16 protein-coding genes and 2 tRNA genes are annotated in these 16,459 nt (G+C 58.7%); 5 read left to right on the forward strand and 13 right to left on the reverse strand.

Going from position 1 to position 16,459, the window contains the following annotated elements:
- Positions 1-19 precede the first annotated feature (19 nt).
- The gene (locus G7Y31_RS08935) at positions 20-778 is read left to right on the forward strand and encodes a TetR/AcrR family transcriptional regulator (protein ID WP_165009500.1); all 759 of its coding nucleotides are present in this window, start codon (positions 20-22) and stop codon (positions 776-778) included.
- Between the two features lie 12 nt (positions 779-790).
- Here the strand turns inward: G7Y31_RS08935 and clpX are convergent, their stop codons facing one another.
- From clpX to G7Y31_RS08980, 9 genes are all read right to left on the reverse strand, one after another.
- Entirely contained in the window at positions 791-2,089 is a 1,299-nt protein-coding gene (gene clpX, locus G7Y31_RS08940) for an ATP-dependent Clp protease ATP-binding subunit ClpX (protein ID WP_165009502.1), read from the reverse strand.
- Positions 2,090-2,217: 128 nt separating this feature from the next.
- Positions 2,218-2,385, reverse strand: coding sequence for a hypothetical protein (locus G7Y31_RS08945; protein WP_165009504.1), 168 nt, complete (start codon positions 2,383-2,385; stop codon positions 2,218-2,220).
- A 59-nt stretch (positions 2,386-2,444) separates the two neighbouring features.
- Positions 2,445-2,864, reverse strand: a complete 420-nt coding sequence (locus G7Y31_RS08950) for a hypothetical protein (RefSeq protein WP_165009506.1) — start codon at positions 2,862-2,864, stop codon at positions 2,445-2,447.
- Positions 2,865-2,990: 126 nt separating this feature from the next.
- Positions 2,991-3,617: an ATP-dependent Clp protease proteolytic subunit gene (locus tag G7Y31_RS08955; protein WP_165009508.1), complete on the reverse strand. Its 627-nt coding sequence runs from the start codon at positions 3,615-3,617 to the stop codon at positions 2,991-2,993.
- 26 nt (positions 3,618-3,643) lie between these two features.
- The gene (locus tag G7Y31_RS08960) at positions 3,644-4,240 is read right to left on the reverse strand and encodes an ATP-dependent Clp protease proteolytic subunit (protein ID WP_165009510.1); all 597 of its coding nucleotides are present in this window, start codon (positions 4,238-4,240) and stop codon (positions 3,644-3,646) included.
- Between the two features lie 276 nt (positions 4,241-4,516).
- Positions 4,517-5,869 (reverse strand): trigger factor, encoded by a 1,353-nt coding sequence (gene tig, locus G7Y31_RS08965; protein WP_165009512.1) that lies wholly within the window; start codon positions 5,867-5,869, stop codon positions 4,517-4,519.
- Positions 5,870-5,966: 97 nt separating this feature from the next.
- Positions 5,967-6,040, reverse strand: a tRNA-Pro gene (locus tag G7Y31_RS08970).
- Positions 6,041-6,099: 59 nt separating this feature from the next.
- Positions 6,100-6,927, reverse strand: a complete 828-nt coding sequence (locus G7Y31_RS08975) for an aldo/keto reductase (protein ID WP_165009514.1) — start codon at positions 6,925-6,927, stop codon at positions 6,100-6,102.
- Positions 6,928-6,974: 47 nt separating this feature from the next.
- Positions 6,975-7,796, reverse strand: coding sequence for a DUF1542 domain-containing protein (locus G7Y31_RS08980; RefSeq protein ID WP_165009516.1), 822 nt, complete (start codon positions 7,794-7,796; stop codon positions 6,975-6,977).
- 241 nt (positions 7,797-8,037) lie between these two features.
- Here G7Y31_RS08980 and G7Y31_RS08985 point away from each other — a divergent pair.
- Positions 8,038-8,112: transfer RNA gene (locus G7Y31_RS08985), tRNA-Gly, on the forward strand.
- A 125-nt stretch (positions 8,113-8,237) separates the two neighbouring features.
- Here the strand turns inward: G7Y31_RS08985 and G7Y31_RS08990 are convergent.
- From G7Y31_RS08990 to G7Y31_RS09000, 3 genes are read right to left on the reverse strand one after another with little or no spacing between them, the layout of a single operon-like run.
- The gene (locus G7Y31_RS08990; protein WP_165009518.1) at positions 8,238-10,817 is read right to left on the reverse strand and encodes a DEAD/DEAH box helicase family protein; all 2,580 of its coding nucleotides are present in this window, start codon (positions 10,815-10,817) and stop codon (positions 8,238-8,240) included.
- Entirely contained in the window at positions 10,817-12,460 is a 1,644-nt protein-coding gene (locus G7Y31_RS08995; protein ID WP_165009520.1) for an Eco57I restriction-modification methylase domain-containing protein, read from the reverse strand. The genes G7Y31_RS08990 and G7Y31_RS08995 overlap by 1 nt, the downstream gene beginning before the upstream one ends.
- Positions 12,457-13,095, reverse strand: coding sequence for an N-6 DNA methylase (locus tag G7Y31_RS09000; protein WP_196823558.1), 639 nt, complete (start codon positions 13,093-13,095; stop codon positions 12,457-12,459). The genes G7Y31_RS08995 and G7Y31_RS09000 overlap by 4 nt, the downstream gene beginning before the upstream one ends.
- A gap of 321 nt (positions 13,096-13,416) precedes the next feature.
- On the opposite strand from G7Y31_RS09000, the gene G7Y31_RS09005 reads away from it, so the two are divergent.
- The 3 genes from G7Y31_RS09005 to G7Y31_RS09015 all read left to right on the forward strand — a co-directional run bounded on the left by G7Y31_RS09005 (position 13,417) and on the right by G7Y31_RS09015 (position 15,925).
- Positions 13,417-13,827: an SRPBCC family protein gene (locus G7Y31_RS09005; protein ID WP_165009524.1), complete on the forward strand. Its 411-nt coding sequence runs from the start codon at positions 13,417-13,419 to the stop codon at positions 13,825-13,827.
- Positions 13,824-14,315 (forward strand): MarR family winged helix-turn-helix transcriptional regulator, encoded by a 492-nt coding sequence (locus G7Y31_RS09010; protein ID WP_165009526.1) that lies wholly within the window; start codon positions 13,824-13,826, stop codon positions 14,313-14,315. Before G7Y31_RS09005 ends, G7Y31_RS09010 begins: the two co-directional genes overlap by 4 nt.
- 380 nt (positions 14,316-14,695) lie before the next feature.
- Complete coding sequence (locus G7Y31_RS09015) at positions 14,696-15,925, forward strand: MFS transporter (protein ID WP_165009528.1); 1,230 nt, start codon at positions 14,696-14,698, stop codon at positions 15,923-15,925.
- A 10-nt stretch (positions 15,926-15,935) separates the two neighbouring features.
- On the opposite strand, the gene G7Y31_RS09020 is transcribed toward G7Y31_RS09015, so the two are convergent.
- Positions 15,936-16,418, reverse strand: coding sequence for a ribose-5-phosphate isomerase (locus tag G7Y31_RS09020; protein WP_165009530.1), 483 nt, complete (start codon positions 16,416-16,418; stop codon positions 15,936-15,938).
- Positions 16,419-16,459: the final 41 nt, after the last annotated feature.

Raw genomic sequence — 16,459 nt, forward strand, 5'->3', positions numbered from 1 at the left:
ATAGAAAGGAACGAGCGCAATGGCAGCAGAAGACACAGCCGCAAACGGTGCCACGCAGGGAGGGACTCCTCCAGCCGACGTCACTGCTCAGCGCATCGCTGACATTGCGCTTAAGCACTTCGCACAGCGCGGATACACGTCCACCAAGCTCGAAGCCATTGCCATTGAGGCAGGAATCTCCAAGCGCATGGTGCATTATTACTTCGCGGACAAGGAAGGTCTCTACCACGAGGCCTTGACGCAGGCAGCCCGCAAGCTAACTCCGGACGTAGCCCACATGGAAATCGATTCCGCAGTGCCTGTAGAAGGCGTGCGCAAACTCGTTGATATTGTCTTCCACCAATACGTTACCCACCCGGAGGCCGTGCGTTTGCTCACGCAAGCCTCCGTGGTAGACGGCCCGCAGCCCACGGCCCCGAGCCTGGGTACCGACTTGTCTGAGCTGACTTTGCACATGAACCGACTGCTGCTCACTGGCCAAGACGCGGGGGCCTTCCGCCCCGGAATTTCTGCGCAGGACGTCTTCACCCTCATCGCGTCCCTGGCCATGTATGGCACCACCAATGCCCTGGTCATGGATTCCATACTGGGGGTGGATATGAGCAGCGAGGCCAACACCGCAGGCCTCCACCGCCTGGTGGTAGACACCGTGTTGGCCTTTTTGACCTCCAATATCCCCGCCACCGGCCAGGACTCCTATCTGAGCGTCAATCAGCTAGAAGAACATGCCGATAGCTCGGATACCATCTATGGCTCCGAGCACGATATCTACGCCTAGCCCTGCGCTCCCCTAGGCGGATTGCTCCTGGGAGAGCTCCTCGCGCGGGACAAACTCCGGTTCCGCCTCGCCGCGCACAGTATCCGCGTCAATCTTGACTACGCTGACGTCTTCGCGGTCCGGCAGATCAAACATGATGGGCACCAGGAGCTCTTCCATAATGGCGCGCAGGCCACGCGCACCGGTTTTACGCTCCATGGCCAGCTCCGCGATCTCCTCCAGGGCCTTCTGCGTGAATTCCAGCTGCGCCCCGTCCATCTCAAACAGGGCCTGGTACTGGCGTACCAGTGAGTTTTTCGGTTCCGTGAGCACTCGAATAAGCGATTCAGTATCCAGGTTGTCCACGGTGGCCACCACGGGTAGGCGGCCAATGAACTCTGGGATAAGGCCAAACTTCACCAAGTCCTCTGGCCGCACTTGGTCAAAGATGTCTACCTTCTCGCGCTCTTCCGCAGTGTCCAACGTGGAGCCAAAGCCCACGCCCTTCTTCCCCACGCGCTCTGAAATCACCTTCTCCAGGCCCGCAAAGGCTCCGGCGACAATGAAGAGGATGTTGGACGTATCCAGTTGAATAAATTCCTGGTTGGGGTGCTTACGCCCGCCCTGCGGCGGAATGGCCGCCACGGTGCCCTCCAGAATCTTCAGCAGTGCTTGCTGCACGCCCTCGCCGGAAACATCCCGCGTAATCGAAGGATTATCAGACTTACGCGAAATCTTATCTACCTCATCGACATAAATGATGCCGCGCTGTGCGCGCTCCACATCAAAATCGGCAGCCTGCAGCAATTTGAGCAAAATGTTTTCTACATCCTCGCCCACGTAGCCCGCTTCCGTCAGGCTGGTGGCGTCCGCTATAGCAAACGGAACATCCAACATGCGCGCCAAGGTCTGCGCCAGGTAGGTCTTACCCGATCCTGTTGGGCCCAGCAGCAAGATATTGGACTTCGCGATCTCTACCGCGTCTTCGTCAGCGAGCGCACCACGGCCTGCCGAGGCGGCCTCCTCCACGCGAATGCGCTTGTAGTGGTTGTATACCGCTACTGACAGCACGCGCTTGGCGCGGTCTTGGCCGATGACATACTTATCCAAAAAGGCTGAGATTTCCGAAGGCCGCGGCAGGCGAGTTTCCTCTGCCGCCGACTCCTCCCCCTGGGACTTGCTGAGCTCTTCTTCAATAATCTCATTGCACAGCTCAATGCACTCATCACAGATGTACACGCCGCCGCCGGCAATCAGCTTCTTTACCTGCTTTTGGCTCTTCCCACAGAATGAACATTTCAGCAGATCAGCGCTTTCTTGCATACGTGCCAATGTTGGCCTTCCGTCTCGCTAGGTGTACAGAAAAGAACGACTCTACTCTAGTCAATCAACGCGACACCACCCCGCAGGCAGTGCGCGCGCCCCGAAACTTCGTGCGCCCGCCCAGTGAGGTTCCCCCACTAGCGGGTGTGCTTATAGTTTGCAATGTAGCGAATGCGCGGGGTAATCGGCAGCTTACCGATCCCCTCTTCGTAGCGACGAATGATGTGTTGCGCAGCAAGTACTTGAGCACGCGTTGGACGCTCCGTGTAGTCGACTTCGTCCTCTGGCCGAAGGTGGACGCTCATGCCTCTTAAACCTCGCTTTCATTCTTATGAGTAGATCTTAGGGCAGTGCACGGTGTTTGTCACGACTGCCTGTTCAACATGATTGAATTGAGAACTGCATCAATAAGAGCCTGCTCAGGTTCCTCGAGCTCTGGGTGCGAATCCAGGGTCCCCAGGATTGCCACGGCCAATTCCTGCCCGACGTCATCCTTCGCATTCTGGTAGGCCTCGCAGGCCCACCTAACATTTGCATGCCAGTCCTTGAGAATCTCTTGCCGCCGGTGGTTGCGGATGGTCCTTGACACCCCGCTCCACGCAATGGTGGCCGCCAGAGCTGGTCCGAGCACCTGTCCCGAGAGGTCCAGCAGTGCCCGCTGAGTTTCCTCCCCCTGTGCCAGCAGTGCGATAAAGAAAATAGCAGCGAAGATGAACAAAATGCCGCCGACTAGCAAGACGGCGTTGTAGGAGTAGGTCCGAGTGCGTTGTGTTCCCCCGTTCATGGGGCCGATAATACTCAACACCCGCCCCTAGCGCACGAAGCCCCAACCTCAGCGTGGACTGCGCCCGCACAGAACATTGGCCTATGCCAGCGCGTGAGGTTGGGGGTGGCGTGAAGTGGGAGCGTGTTAGGCCCGGTTGAGCTTGCGGTAATCGAAGACCGCATCAATAAGCCCATAATCCACGGCCTCTTGGGCAGTAAGGATCTTATCGCGGTCAGTGTCCTGGCGAATCTGCTCGGAGGTCCGGCCGGAGTGGTGGGCCAGCGTGTCTTCCATCAAGCGGCGCATGCGCTCAATCTCATTGGCCTCGATCTCCAGGTCCGAAACCTGCCCCTGGGTGCCCTGGGTGCGCGGCTGGTGGATAAGAATGCGGGAGTTAGGCAGCGCTGCACGCTTGCCTGGTGCGCCCGCAGCCAACAACACTGCGGCTGCCGATGCCGCCTGCCCCAGGCACACAGTCTGCACGTCCGGCCGCACGTACTGCATGGTGTCATAAATGGCCATCAGGGCAGTAAAGGAACCACCCGGGGAGTTGATGTACATGGTGATGTCGCGGTCTGGATCCTGGGACTCCAGGACCAGCAGCTGCGCCATGATGTCATTAGCCGAGGTGTCATCTACCTGGGTCCCCAGGAAGATAATGCGTTCTTCAAAGAGCTTGGAGTAAGGGTTAGTTTCCTTGGTTCCCTGCGCGGACTGCTCAATGAAGGAAGGCAGCACGTAGCGGGAGTTCGGCATTTGGAACTGTGACATGGTAAAAATTTCTCCTTCTACGGTGCTTAGTTGTTGATCGGACCGTTGACGGACTCAATGACGTGGTCAACCAAGCCATAGTCCTTAGCCTGCTGTGCAGTAAACCAGCGGTCACGGTCAGAGTCCTTGGTGATCTGCTCGAAGGTCTGACCAGTGTGCTCAGCAATCAGCTCCGCCATCTCCCGCTTGGTGGCTGCGAACTGCTCCGCCTGAATGGCGATGTCCGCAGCGGTACCGCCTACACCTGCGGAAGGCTGGTGCATCATAATGCGCGCATGCGGCAAAGCGAAGCGCTTACCCTTCGTGCCACCGGAGAGCAGAAACTGTCCCATCGACGCCGCCAAGCCCATGCCATAGGTCGCGATGTCGCACGGAGAATACTTCATGGTGTCGTAGATAGCCATGCCCGCAGTCACGGAACCACCAGGGGAATTGATGTAGAGCGAAATATCGCGAGTGGGGTCCTCCGCAGACAGCAACAGGATCTGCGCGCAGAGCTTATTAGCAATTTCATCATCAACCTGGGTGCCCAGGAAGATAATGCGCTCATGCAACAAGCGCTCATACACGCTATCACCCAAGCTCATCCCCGCCGCGGGGGTGGTCATCTGCAGGTTCGACATGTCCAACTTTCTCCTTGCTGTATAAAAATCCCGATGAGGGTCCTTGTGCAGTTCTTCCCTACTCAAGTGCCGCTCACACAATTTCATTCCCGCCCGCCACCGCACCGGCGGCAAGGCCAATGGCACCACCCTACCGCGTCCCCCGGCAGGATTTCCGCCCCAGAGGGCCTTGTTCGCTGATAGCGTGCAGCCCGCTTCCACGCACACCGCAGAACACGCAAAAAGGGCCCGGCACACAGCCAGGCCCCTGCTTCACCTTAGGTGAGATGGGTGAAATTAGGCGTCTTCGGAAGCCTCTTCGTTCTCGTCGATCTCCCCAAAGTACTGGTCCACGTCAACGACTTCCCCTTTGTCATCCTTAGCCTCAACGCGGCAGATGGCAGCAGCCAGAGCCTTGCCGCGGCGCACGTCTGCAAACAGGTTGCCAATCTGTCCGTTGGATTGGATCTGCTGGATGAACTCGTTGGGGTCCATGCCATAAGACTGGGCGGTAAACAGGATGTGGTCCATGACCTCCTGCTGGGAGACCTCCACGTCTTCCTGCTCAGCGACAGCGTCCAGGAAGAGCTGCGTACGCACAGACTCTTCTGCCTGCTCGCGGGTCTGCTTGTCGAACTCCTCGCGGGAAGTACCCTGAGCCTCCAGCAGGCGAGCCAGGACCTTCTCATCGTGAGCCAGCTGGCCCAGAGCCTGGTGCAGCTGAGCGTGAACCTGCTCGTCCACAATGGAGGTCGGCAGCTCGAAGGAGACCTGCTCCAGAGCGGCCTTGAGGACCTCGTCACGGATAGCGGCAGCCTGCTCGGACTTCTTGTCTTCCTCAACGCGGGTCTTAGTGGACTCGCGCAGTTCCTCGATAGTGTCGAACTCGGAAGCCAGCTGAGCAAACTCATCATCCAGATCCGGCAGCTTGCGCTCCTTGGACTGCACCACGTGCACCTTGACCGTGGCCTCTTCGCCCTTGTGCTCACCGGTTTGCATTTCCGTGGTGAACTCAGCGTCCTCACCGGTCTTCAGACCACGCAGCGCGGTGTCTAGACCCTTGATCAGGTCATCATCACCAATGCGGTAGGACAGGCCCTCGGTGGAAGCGTCCTCAATCTTCTCACCGTCAATCTCTGCAACGATGTCGATGATGGCGTAGTCACCAGTCTTCATCTTGCGCTTGGTGTCCTTGAGCTCACCGAAGCGCTCTGCCAGCTGCTCCAGGGCCTCATCAACGTCCTTGTCCTCTACCTCCAGGGAAGGAACGGTCACGGAGATCTTGGAGAAGTCCGGGACCTCAATTTCCGGGCGGACGTCCACCTCAGCGGTGAACTCGACCACCTCGTTGTCTTCCAGCTTGGTGATGTCAACCTCAGGCTGGCCAATAGCCTTGATGTCGTTTTCCACCACTGCCTGCTCGTAGCGAGCCGGCAGCATATCGTTGACAACCTGCTCCAGGATCGGGCCGCGGCCAACGCGGGCATCGATCAGCTGGCGAGGCGCCTTGCCCTTACGGAAGCCAGGGATGGAAATCTGCTGCGCGATTGCCGCGTATGCCTGGTCGATTTCCTTGTCCAGCTCCGAGAACGGAACGTTGACGGTCAGCTTGACGCGGGTATCGCTCAGCTTGTCCACGGTAGTCTTCACGGATAAGTCTCCTGGGTCTTAATTTAGAGGGTCAATTTCCTACGGCCTCAAAGTGTACTAAAGGGGCCCAAGGCATCTAGCCTAAGGCCCCTAAACGTCGGGGCGACAGGATTTGAACCTGCGACCCCCTGCTCCCAAAGCAGGTGCGCTACCAAGCTGCGCCACGCCCCGTACGTCGGACGAGTCTACTTGTTGCGCGCAAAAATCCCTAAACGGCCAGTGCCAAGGGGTTAATTGAACTCATTCGGGTGCGGGCCACCGCGGCCTTCTTCACCCCGGTCCAGGTCAGTAATCGCGGCCATCTCAGCCTCCGAAAGCTCAAAACCAAAGACATCAAAGTTCTCCGCAATCCGGCCCTTATTAGCCGACTTCGGGAACACAATGACCCCATTTTGCAGGTGCCAGCGGATGAGGACCTGCGCGGGGGACACGCCGTGCGCCGCGGCGGCATCGGCAAGCTCTGGCGCCTCCAAAATATCGGACTTGCCCTGCCCCAGCGGACCCCAAGCCTCAATCTCTACCCCGTGGGCGCGGAAGGCATCCAGATCCCGCCAGCGCTGCAGGTAGGGGTGCAGCTCCACCTGGTTGACCACGGGGGTTTCCTCGGTGTGGGTCTCCAGCTTCTCCAGGTGTTCCAACTCAAAATTGGACACGCCGATGGACTTGGTCTTGCCAGCTTTCTTCAGTTCGATGAGGGACTTCCAGGCCTCCACATAGGTGTCCTTTTCCGGGGTGGGCCAGTGGATGAGGTAGAGGTCCACGTAGTCCAGGCCCAACTTCTGCAGCGATTCATCTAGCGCCGCCGCCGCATCTGTTTGGCGGTCATTCCACAGCTTGGTGGTGATAAACAGCTCTTCGCGCGGAATGCCGGACTGTGCAATGGCGCGCCCCACCCCTTCCTCATTGCCATAAATGGCAGCGGTGTCGATGTGGCGGTAGCCCACGCGCAGGGCCTCCGCCACCAATTCCGCCGTGGCCTCCGGGTCCACCTTGAACACCCCGAAGCCCAGTTGAGGGATGACATTTCCGTCGCGCAGTTTGATACTTGGTACAGACATGGGCCCCACAATACGCGCGCGGGGCCGGTGGCGTCCTGCGGCTAGCCCTAGAAGTCGAAGTCGAAATCAAACATTCCGCCACCGTCGCCGTCGCCGCCGAACAGACCACCAAAGAAGCCTTCCCCGTCACCGTCGGCTGCAATGTCACCGCCTTCGCCTAGCTCGCCGATGCCCTCCCCAGCACCGTCAACACCCAGGTCACCGTCGAGGCCACCCCCGGCCCAATCACCGGATTCTGCTGCCGCAGCGGTATATCCCACGCCCGCCATACCAGCGAACATGGCGTTAAACATCATCGAATAGCCCATCATCCACACGCCTGTACTCAAGGCATCGGCCCACCACGGCCGGGAATACCAGCCGGCTGGTACCGGCCGCCCGGCCACCATGCCACCCGGGTAGTAGTTGGGGGTTTCCTCCGAGGCATGCGGCGATGCCGTTAGCGACTGCCCGTCGCCAACCTCCACCGTGCGCTTTTCGGTCACCTTGCCAGCCTTGCGCTGTCCTTCTAACGGCGGCAACTCCGGCCCAGCCGGCAGCCCCATAATCTCGCGCGCAGCATTAACGTAGTGCAACCCCTCCAGCGCGGACTCGCGCGCCAGATTGGCCTGGGTGGCAGTTGTAGCCCGGGCCAGGGCGGAATTTGCGGCGGTGAAACGCTCGGCGGCATCGGCAAGCGCCTGAGAAGACGCCGTATCCGTGCCAGCCAGGTTCATCACCTGCCCACCCAAGCGCTCTGTCCACCGGCGGGCCTCCGCCATGGCGTCCTCAAAAGACTGCGCCTCTAGCTGCGCCGCGTTCTTCTTGCCGCGACTGGAAATCAACCACACAGCGCCCCCTACCACCACAGCTATAAGCAACAACGTCATTGTGCAGCCACCTTTCTCTCCACGGTTCTCTTCACAGCCATCCGCTAATTCTCCGGCCCCAGCCTATGCCCCAGGCCGGGAAACTACCACTACAACGCCTCAGGTACCCCAAAAGTTCCGGCGCTGATAGCGGCCCCAAGTTTTCCCCAGCCTCGCTTTGCGCTAGCATGGCTTGCACACTGTTGTTTCGTGTTTGGGGCATGGCTTTTGGGCATGACGCTGCAAACCGAGACGATAATGTGGGAATGTCGTATAGTGGCTAATACCTCAGCCTTCCAAGCTGAAGACGCGGGTTCGATTCCCGTCATTCCCTCCAATATAACGTCACTGCGGACACAAATTCGGGAGGTGTCCGAGGTGACTTTTTCGCTGTTCTGGAGCGGTTTTCCGGCTCTTCGGATTTGGGTGGGGATTATTATCGCGCGAGCGTTATAAGCTGTGCTAACCCGTTTCAAGGGTGATGACGGTGTTGTAGAGGCCGACTTTACGGAGGTATTCACGGCGTTTCTTCTCTGCCTGGGAGGCGTAGCCGACGTATGACAGTGAGGCGTCCTCGTAGCGGCGGAAGGCGAAGACAGCTTGGTTCATATGGATGGAGTTGAAGACACCCAGGTTCACCAAGAGGTTGAAGTCCTCCACGGACAAGCCGGTCACCCGCTTGAACAAGTCCGGTTCAATCTTGGTGATGACGTCGTAGAGCGTGTTCTCCCTAAAGTCAGTCAGGTACATGAATGCAGGGATCCGGGTAGCGAACTTGATGAGCTTTTCCTGAATCTGTTTGCGCTTGGACCTGTACTCCTTCTCCTCGGCTGAGAGATCCTCCTTCTCCGTCTTGGTCAGCGACTCGCCTTTCTCCTTCTTGGTCTTGGACACAGCTTCACTCTTGTTGACCACGGTTTCGAAGATGTCTGCACCCAGGGCTCGGAAGCCTTCGATGTTGAGGATGGCTTGCATGGCTCGCTCGTCGTTCATGATCTTCTTGAGCGTCATGTTGTCGACGTTAACGAGGATTGCTGACTCCCACTTTTTCGCCAGCAGGGTGGCTGAGGTGCCAGACATAGCGATGTCGAGCACCTCGCCCGCGTCGATCTCCTTCATCGAGGCACCGTCATAGGCCAGTACCGGGAGATAGTTGACGAGCTCGGCGACGGCATGCTCGGGGCTGTCCGCCTCTGGATGCAGTCCGGTGCCGTAGTCGGCAATCTGACGCAGAGCGCGGGTGGGGGCGAAGTCGAAGACGAATCCGACGGGTTTGAGGATCTCCGCCCGATTTGGATCATCCCCATCGGGGTTCTTGATCGCCCACGGGGACTGCACCCGGAATGCAGCCTGGAAGTAGGACTCTGGGCTGGTGAGGTTGCGCAGCATCAGGATCGATGACCACTGCTTGACTGTCACCCCAGTGGTGAGCTTGCCGCACGAGAGCGTGATGGTTTTGGTGTCGTGTCCGTCCCCGATTGCCTCACGTACGGGCGGGAGTGCTTCGACCCCAACACCAGCGCCAGCTCCAGCGGCAACTATCACCTGGTATTGATGCCAGAAGGTGTTGTGGCGGGCGGTGAGCAGGTTCGCCATTGCCTGGCAGGCAGCAACGTTTGGCAGGTACCAGAACGAATGCTGGAGGTAAGGAAGCAGACGGGCATCCGCGTAAGGGAAAGGCGGGCGGCCACCGGCTTTGAGCATGTCCACCTGCGTGGGTGCATGCTCGCCACGGATCAGGTCCAGCCACTTCTGTACGTCAGATTCGTGGATGAACCGGGCTGTCTTGTCGCTACCTGTGGCTTCGAAGAAGGTGTTGAGGTCGAACTCGTCGAACTCACCCTGGTGGGCGATAGCAACCAAATCATCAGGCATCCGGTAGGTCAGGAGGCGCATCTCAGGTAGCGCCGCATATGGGTTCCACTCACCGGGATGCTCAATAGTCCATTGGCCTTTAGCACGCTGCTCATCGGTGTAGGTCCAGTTGAAGATCTGTTCTTCGATGAACTCGCCCGTGGCCAAAGCCTTGAAGGGCGTGCCCGAGAGGTAGAGGTAAGAGCGGGTCGTGATGGGAAGAAAGTCATCCTCATCACTGCCAAGCTCGTCAAGCTCTTCATCGAAGGCAGCCAGCCCCTCGTGGTACTCAACTTTGAGCTCCTTGGCGGCCTCTTTCTCGTCCTCGCCTTCGAAGAGGGCCTTGGCATTGTCCCGCCATGCTCCGAAGTGGTACTCGTCGAAGACCACCAGGTCCCAGTTGACGGTGTGAATCCACTCGTTCTTCGACTTGATCAGGCCGGTCTTCTTGTCGCGTCCGAGGAGGTCCTGGAAGGAACCGAAGTACACCAAAGGCTGATCTGTCTTGACCTCGATACCCTCATCGAGGGTTTTCACGCTCAGATACTGCCAGCCCTCGAAGTCCACATGGCTTGCCAGGTCTTCACGCCAGGCGTCCTGCACGGCAGGCTTAAAGGTCACGACCAGCACGCGCTTGGCACTCATACGCTTGGCGAGCTGGTAGGTGGTAAAGGTCTTGCCGAACCGCATCTTGGCGTTCCACAAGAAGCGCGGAACCGCACCCGGATCTTCTTCCCAGATGGAGTTGTAATAGGCAAGGGTGTGCTCAACGGCACGTTCTTGCTCGGGGCGCATGGCGAAGGTTTGGTAGCGCTCGCCGGTATACTCCATGCCGGTGCGCAGTTCAGCAATGGCAGTGAGGACATCAGCCGACTTGCAGCGCACCCACTCAGTTGCGGAACCAAAGTGTGGGTTCTCAAACCCCTTTGCTTTCAGTCGCTGAATGACGTCCTTGTCACGGAAGAGGCTGCCATCCTCGCGCTCAGCGATGACATCGGCGTGCAGGGTGAACTCCTGCTGCATCTGCCCCTGAGACTCACGGATCCGGTCGCGCACATCCTCCTTGGTCGTCTGACCGATCTTGATGAGCCCCTCGTAGCCGGCCGGAGGGTTCTTTGGTGACCAGGCATAAATCCGCAGCCGAGCCAAAGACTTAGAGGGAAGGAGCTCCTCATCGCGCCTGGCCATCACTCATCCTCCATCGGGCGCACTATCGACTCAATGAACGCGATCTCCTCCTCGGTCAGCCCATACTTGGCGTACAACTCCTCGTCGGTCCACGTTCGGTCCCAGGACTGCTGAGGAACGAATGTGTAGACCTTCGACGTCACATGTTGCGAAGCCTTACGCAAGAGAATCAGGAAACGAGTGAAACGGCACTTAAGGTAAGACAATGCACTGATGGCCTCGACCTTAGTATCAAAAGGTCCGATACATAAATACGTTTCCGACGAAATCTCACCGGGTCGGCCAATAAATGGCGTACTAATAATCCTATGCGGATAAGTATCCTTGTTGCCTGTACCTGGAGCCGCATACCCGACAAACAGTTTCCAGCAGTCAACGAGCTCGTGCCCGGCCCGGATCCTTTCCGCAGGGGCATATGCTGTCCCTCCGTTTTGGTATATGACGTAATCCGTCTCGTTCCTTCGTCTGGCGCTGCCCTTGAAAGTGGTGTCGAGACCAAACGGTTTACGGGCGCTCACTAAGTCCGCGAAAGATCCAGACGCTTCCTGTTCAAGGACCTTCTTGAGGATGCTGACGCCTTGATTGAAGCGGATAAAAGTTTCGGCTCCTGCTTCAAGTAGTGGACGTGTTGCGACTGACGGTTCTTGATCTTTGAAATGCGTGGTTACCGTACAGTCACCTTCGCTGTCCCGGTTCCAAAGGAAGTAACACACTCCACCCTTGAGGCCAATCCCCGAGAAGACGTCGGAGGCATTGACATAGTCCGTGATTGTGCGGAGCCGTCGATCGTTGAGCATTGAAACCCGAAAATCATCCAGGCCTTTACCGCCGGTGAACCATCGTGAGGGAACGATCATCGTCAGGTACCTGGGATCGAGGGCTTTGGCTTGTTCTACAAAGTTCTGGTAGATGGGAGCTGCCGATTTGCCAAAACCTCCATCGGAGAGCTGGTAAGGAGGGTTGCCGACGATAAGGTCAAAGTGCATGTCGTCTCCAAAGATTTCGTTAATGCGTTTCTTGATGTCATTAGTGTGGATGAAGGCATAGGCGTGGGTCTCGAGGTCCTCGCCGCGCCCATAGTCCTCTTCCCCGGCCCCACAGTACGAGCAGCGCCGACCAGTGCGGATAAAGATTTCCTCGCCGGAGAGTGGGTCAACTCGTCTCTCGCGTGTGCCGGTTTTGTCATCCCATGTGTGTTCGGTGCGCTCGAACCAGATGTTGCCTTCTGGGGTGTCGAAGGCGGTGCAGATTGAGTGTTCACTGTTGGCGTACTTCGAGCAGTACACACTGCGGCGAGCCATGAGGGCAGTGAGCTCAGTGATAGCAATCCCGTAAATCTGCTTGGTGAGGATGTGGTTGACCCGCTCCTGAGCATCAGGAATAGCGGTAATGAGCCCTTCGTTGAAACGGCGGGTCGCCTCCCGGAGAAAGACCCCGGTTTTTACGAACGGATCCAGCACCCGGGCGTTCGGGTTCGCCCACAGGTTCTCCCCGTCATGATCACGCGCCCACGCTTCGGTGGCGAGGTCAAGCATGGCAGCAGCCATCTCTGGAGGCGTGAACACTTCATCGTTCGAGAGGTTCGCGATGCAGGTGAGCACGTCAGGGTTGTGCTTGTTCAGCAGGAGGTTCGACATGCTCATGCTGACTGCGCTCCTCGAGCGGCAATCTCGCCAACAGTCATTGGAGGGAATGAGGTATCGGGGGTGAAGATTTCGGCCACGTCCATGGAGCCGAACAAGGTGTCCTCTCCGAATGCTGCGCGTTTTGTCAGGTCCTGATACTGGAAGTCTCTCCGTTGGAACTTGCCCGCCCCGAGGTAGCCCCACTCGGCGAAGGTCAGGGGCTCCCCGCTGGGGATCGTCATGGTCAGGGCGTCGGCCTGCACGATGTTGATCGTGAGAACTGCGCGAGCAGCCGCCGCCCACGTGCCGTCCGGATCCTCGCCGATGAAGTCCGTGAAGATGGAGAGGAGGTTGGCGCGGCAAATCTCGGCGTTGTCGGTAAGCAGCTCGATGCCGTAGGTGCTCATGAGGGCAAGGAGTGCGTAGTGGCGACGCTCGAAGTCGTTCTTGCCGTATCGGGCTTGGACGGTCGAGAGCTTGCGGCGCAGGATCTCTTGGAGGAAGGCGCCCTCACCGCAGGCAGGTTCGAGGACACGAGCATCGATACGCTCCGACTCGTCTTTAACCAGGTCAAGCATGTCGTTGACCATCCACTCCGGGGTAAAGACCTCGCCGTGGTCGGCCACGCGTTGCTTCGACTTTACTAGTTGCATCTGCTCGCCCACATCTCCTCCTCACCTGCTCCAGCGTGGAGCGTCGCGACTGCCTTGGTCGTCTCAGCTCGATACTCAAGGCGACGGCGAGGCGAGACGTTGCCTCCCATTATCGCTTCGCTGCCCTATCTGAGGGGCGAGGCAGGGCCGTATGTGCCTCAGAATCATGCGGTTTGCTCAGTAAAAACTCGTCGAAGCTGAACGTGAGCTGCTCGTCGCCCCGCTCCTTGTCTTGATGCTTCCTGCGCAACGTGGGCATTATTCGGCCAGTTCAGACATTACCCTCAGCCCCCGTCCCGACTTTCTGCTAATATACGTGACATGTCATCTACATCTAACTTTGCTGCAGAGCACACCATCGCAGCCCCACTAACGGCCATTTACTCAACATTGTGCGACATCGAAAACACCCCCTCCTGGAACCCGGCCTTCACCTCAGCAAAAGCCACCTCTACCCCAGGGAAATTCTCCATCCAGGCCTTGGGCCTGCTTCGCGGAACACTCGAGCTCTACCAGCAGGCTGATACAGTTCGCATGACCATCACACTGCCCGGCCTGCGGGAAGAAAGCTCCTGGCACCTCAGCAGCCAAGGCGCACGCACGCGGGTGCGCCACGAGATCTTCCAGCAGGGCCCGCTGGTAGCTCTCATCGGCCAGCATGAGGCCAGCCTGGTCCCCGGCAAGCGATTGAGCCGACTTGAGCAAGTAGTAACGACGGGAAGCCTCGCATGACCCGGACCTCACAGCTATCAGACCATCCCCAACAGCTGCGCTACCTCATCCTCGCACTGCAACGCCAGGGCAACCGCCAGCTCAACGCCGCTTTTGCCCACTTAGGCTTGACTGCCGCGCAGGCCGAGGCCTTAGAGATCATCCACACATATGGCCCACTGAGCACCAAGGAAGTCGGCGCCTATCTGGTGTGCGAGCCAGGCAGCCCCAGCCGCTTGCTAGCAACGCTGGCAAGCAAGGGACTTACCGTGCGTTCGAATTCCGACAATGACAAACGCACCACCATGCACTCGTTGTCCCCCGCTGGCAAGAAAGCTGCGCGGGAGATTCTTTCCATCCAGCAAGATTTCCACCGCCAGCTTTCCCTTGACGTACACCACATGGAATCCTCCCACCCGAACGACTTCCTGCGACAGCTGACGGAACTTGTACAGGAGCGGGACCTGCGGCAATCGCTCAGCAATCGCTTTCCAGAGTTGTTTAGCTAGCGGCCCCCGCGGCACGCACCGGCCACAGCGCTACACGCGCCACGAGGTTGCGTGCGCCCCGCGCCACAGGTAAGATGACGGAAATCACATAAAGATTGCGCTGCCAAAGTTGACACAGTCAGCGCTTAACCGGAAGCAGGAGAAACATGCGATTCGAATTTGTCACCATCGCCAACCACGGCCAGGTGTTCTCCTTCCGCCTCGGACGCCCATAGCCCGGCACCGCGCTTCGCGTTGCCACCAGCAATAACCAGCAGGGGCCATCAAGGACCAGGCTTCCCCTGTTTGGTTGATGCTGGCTGGGCCCGGTCCCGGGCAGGCATGCCCATTGCTGCCTGACCGTATTCCTCCGCTCTGTTCTTGAGAAGGAACCTTCAGACATGTCCAATCTGAAAAATACTCCTGGTTACCAGCGCCTTGTGGGCACCATGGCACTTAATCAGTCCGCCTATGCCATGGCCGCAGTGGCCATTCCCCTACTGGTCTTTGATGTCAGCGGCAACGCCACGCTCACCGGCACCATCTCCGGATTGAGCACCGCAGCTTTGGTGGTGCTCAGCCTGCCCGCCGGTGCATTGACTGACACGTTCCACGCCTCCACTGTTTTGCGCCTGGTCACGTTGACTCAGGCCATCCTCTGGCTGGGCATCACGGCTATGGTTGGCTTTGGTGCGACTTCCTTACTGGTCATTGCGGGGTGCGCCATCGTTGCCACCGCTTTGTCAGCTTTTGATGCCCCCAGTGAGCAAAGTCTCATTCAGCAAATAGTTGCTCCCGATGACTTCGGCACCGCCAATGCCATCGCGCACGGCCGCGAATCTGCCGCTGCAGTTATCGGCGGGCCGGTGGCTGGCTTCCTCTACTCCTTGGCCCCAGCAGTGTGCCTGGCGGTGCAAAGTTGCTTACATGGCCTGGCTAGCGTTCTAGTGCCCAACCGGAAGCTTGCCGATGCCCCCGCCCCAAGCTCAGACGAATCCTCCCCGTCCCTGGCGGGCACCGCCGCTGAAGGCTTTCGGTTTGTGTTCAACCACCCCGGCCCGCGGTGGATAACCGTGGTGGCGGCGATAGCAAACGTGCCGATGTCCGCGTTTATCCTTCTGCTAATTTTCTCCTACCGCGACGCCGGAGCCTCCGCCTTTGTGGTCGGTCTCATTTCGGCCGCGTTCTCCGCAGGCGTTATCGCGGGTTCCTTCTTCGCGGGCCCGCTGACCAAACGGGTCCCGCTGGGAAAGCTAGGGACTATGGCACTGGCGGCGTTCACAGCCGGACTCTTTATGCTCACGCTAGTTCATGACAATACGGCGGCGACGATTGTCACGTTGTTCGCCGCCGGGCTACCGTTGGCTTCCTTCAACTCCGCCATCGGTGCCTTTACCGCAGCCGTGACTCCCGAGGGGCGGATGGGCTCAGTGACCACCGCCTCCACCGTGCCGGGAATTTTCCTCATGCCTGCCGGCGCAATCCTGGCTGGCTTCGGATTTGAGCACTGGGGAACCACCGCCAGTTTGGCAGTCATTTCCACCCTTGCCCTGGTGTCCACAGCGCTGACGTTTGTGCGGCCCTTGCAGCGCATCCCCCTCTTGACCGCACTCAACAGTTCCGGCAGCTAAGTCCCAACAGTTAAGCCTCGGTGTGTCCCGGGACCTCCGGGGCAATGCCGGTGCGCTCGTAGTCAGCCAGGATGTCAATGCGACGCTGGTGGCGCTCCGCACGGGACCATTCCTGGTCCAGGAAGGCGTCCACAATAGCCAGGGCCTCTTCCTCCGAGTGCATGCGCCCACCCAATCCGATGAGCTGAGCGTTATTGTGTTCGCGCGCCAGGCGGGCAGTCTCCGGGGACCAGGCCAGGGCGCAGCGCGCCCCCTTGACCTTGTTGGCCGCAATCTGCTCGCCGTTACCGGATCCACCCAGCACAATGCCCAAAGAGCCCGGATCATTAACCGTGCGCTGCGCCGCTTCAATACAAAACGCCGGGTAGTCATCCTCAGCGTCATAAACGTGTGCACCACAATCAATAACGTCGTGGCCTTGCTTCTTCAGATGCTCAGCGATGAGGTTCTTCATCTCGAACCCTGCATGGTCTGCTCCAAGATATACGCGCATGTGCACCATTCTAACCCCACCCCATTGCCACTCGAGGCTTC

This window comes from Corynebacterium lizhenjunii, assembly GCF_011038655.2.
In the GTDB taxonomy this organism is placed as follows: domain Bacteria; phylum Actinomycetota; class Actinomycetes; order Mycobacteriales; family Mycobacteriaceae; genus Corynebacterium; species Corynebacterium lizhenjunii.

What these genes read in the sequence shown, in the direction of transcription:
- G7Y31_RS08990 (WP_165009518.1), bottom strand. Translation starts at nt 10,817, where the DNA reads ATGGCCAGGCGCGATGAGGAGCTCCTTCCCTCTAAGTCTTTGGCTCGG.
- G7Y31_RS08960 (WP_165009510.1), bottom strand. Translation starts at nt 4,240, where the DNA reads ATGTCGAACCTGCAGATGACCACCCCCGCGGCGGGGATGAGCTTGGGT.
- G7Y31_RS09020 (WP_165009530.1), bottom strand. Translation starts at nt 16,418, where the DNA reads ATGCGCGTATATCTTGGAGCAGACCATGCAGGGTTCGAGATGAAGAAC.
- G7Y31_RS08975 (WP_165009514.1), bottom strand. Translation starts at nt 6,927, where the DNA reads ATGTCTGTACCAAGTATCAAACTGCGCGACGGAAATGTCATCCCTCAA.
- G7Y31_RS09000 (WP_196823558.1), bottom strand. Translation starts at nt 13,095, where the DNA reads ATGCAACTAGTAAAGTCGAAGCAACGCGTGGCCGACCACGGCGAGGTC.
- G7Y31_RS08980 (WP_165009516.1), bottom strand. Translation starts at nt 7,796, where the DNA reads ATGACGTTGTTGCTTATAGCTGTGGTGGTAGGGGGCGCTGTGTGGTTG.
- G7Y31_RS08945 (WP_165009504.1), bottom strand. Translation starts at nt 2,385, where the DNA reads ATGAGCGTCCACCTTCGGCCAGAGGACGAAGTCGACTACACGGAGCGT.
- G7Y31_RS08950 (WP_165009506.1), bottom strand. Translation starts at nt 2,864, where the DNA reads ATGAACGGGGGAACACAACGCACTCGGACCTACTCCTACAACGCCGTC.
- G7Y31_RS09005 (WP_165009524.1), top strand. Translation starts at nt 13,417, where the DNA reads ATGTCATCTACATCTAACTTTGCTGCAGAGCACACCATCGCAGCCCCA.
- G7Y31_RS09015 (WP_165009528.1), top strand. Translation starts at nt 14,696, where the DNA reads ATGTCCAATCTGAAAAATACTCCTGGTTACCAGCGCCTTGTGGGCACC.
- G7Y31_RS09010 (WP_165009526.1), top strand. Translation starts at nt 13,824, where the DNA reads ATGACCCGGACCTCACAGCTATCAGACCATCCCCAACAGCTGCGCTAC.
- G7Y31_RS08995 (WP_165009520.1), bottom strand. Translation starts at nt 12,460, where the DNA reads ATGAGCATGTCGAACCTCCTGCTGAACAAGCACAACCCTGACGTGCTC.
- G7Y31_RS08935 (WP_165009500.1), top strand. Translation starts at nt 20, where the DNA reads ATGGCAGCAGAAGACACAGCCGCAAACGGTGCCACGCAGGGAGGGACT.
- G7Y31_RS08955 (WP_165009508.1), bottom strand. Translation starts at nt 3,617, where the DNA reads ATGTCACAGTTCCAAATGCCGAACTCCCGCTACGTGCTGCCTTCCTTC.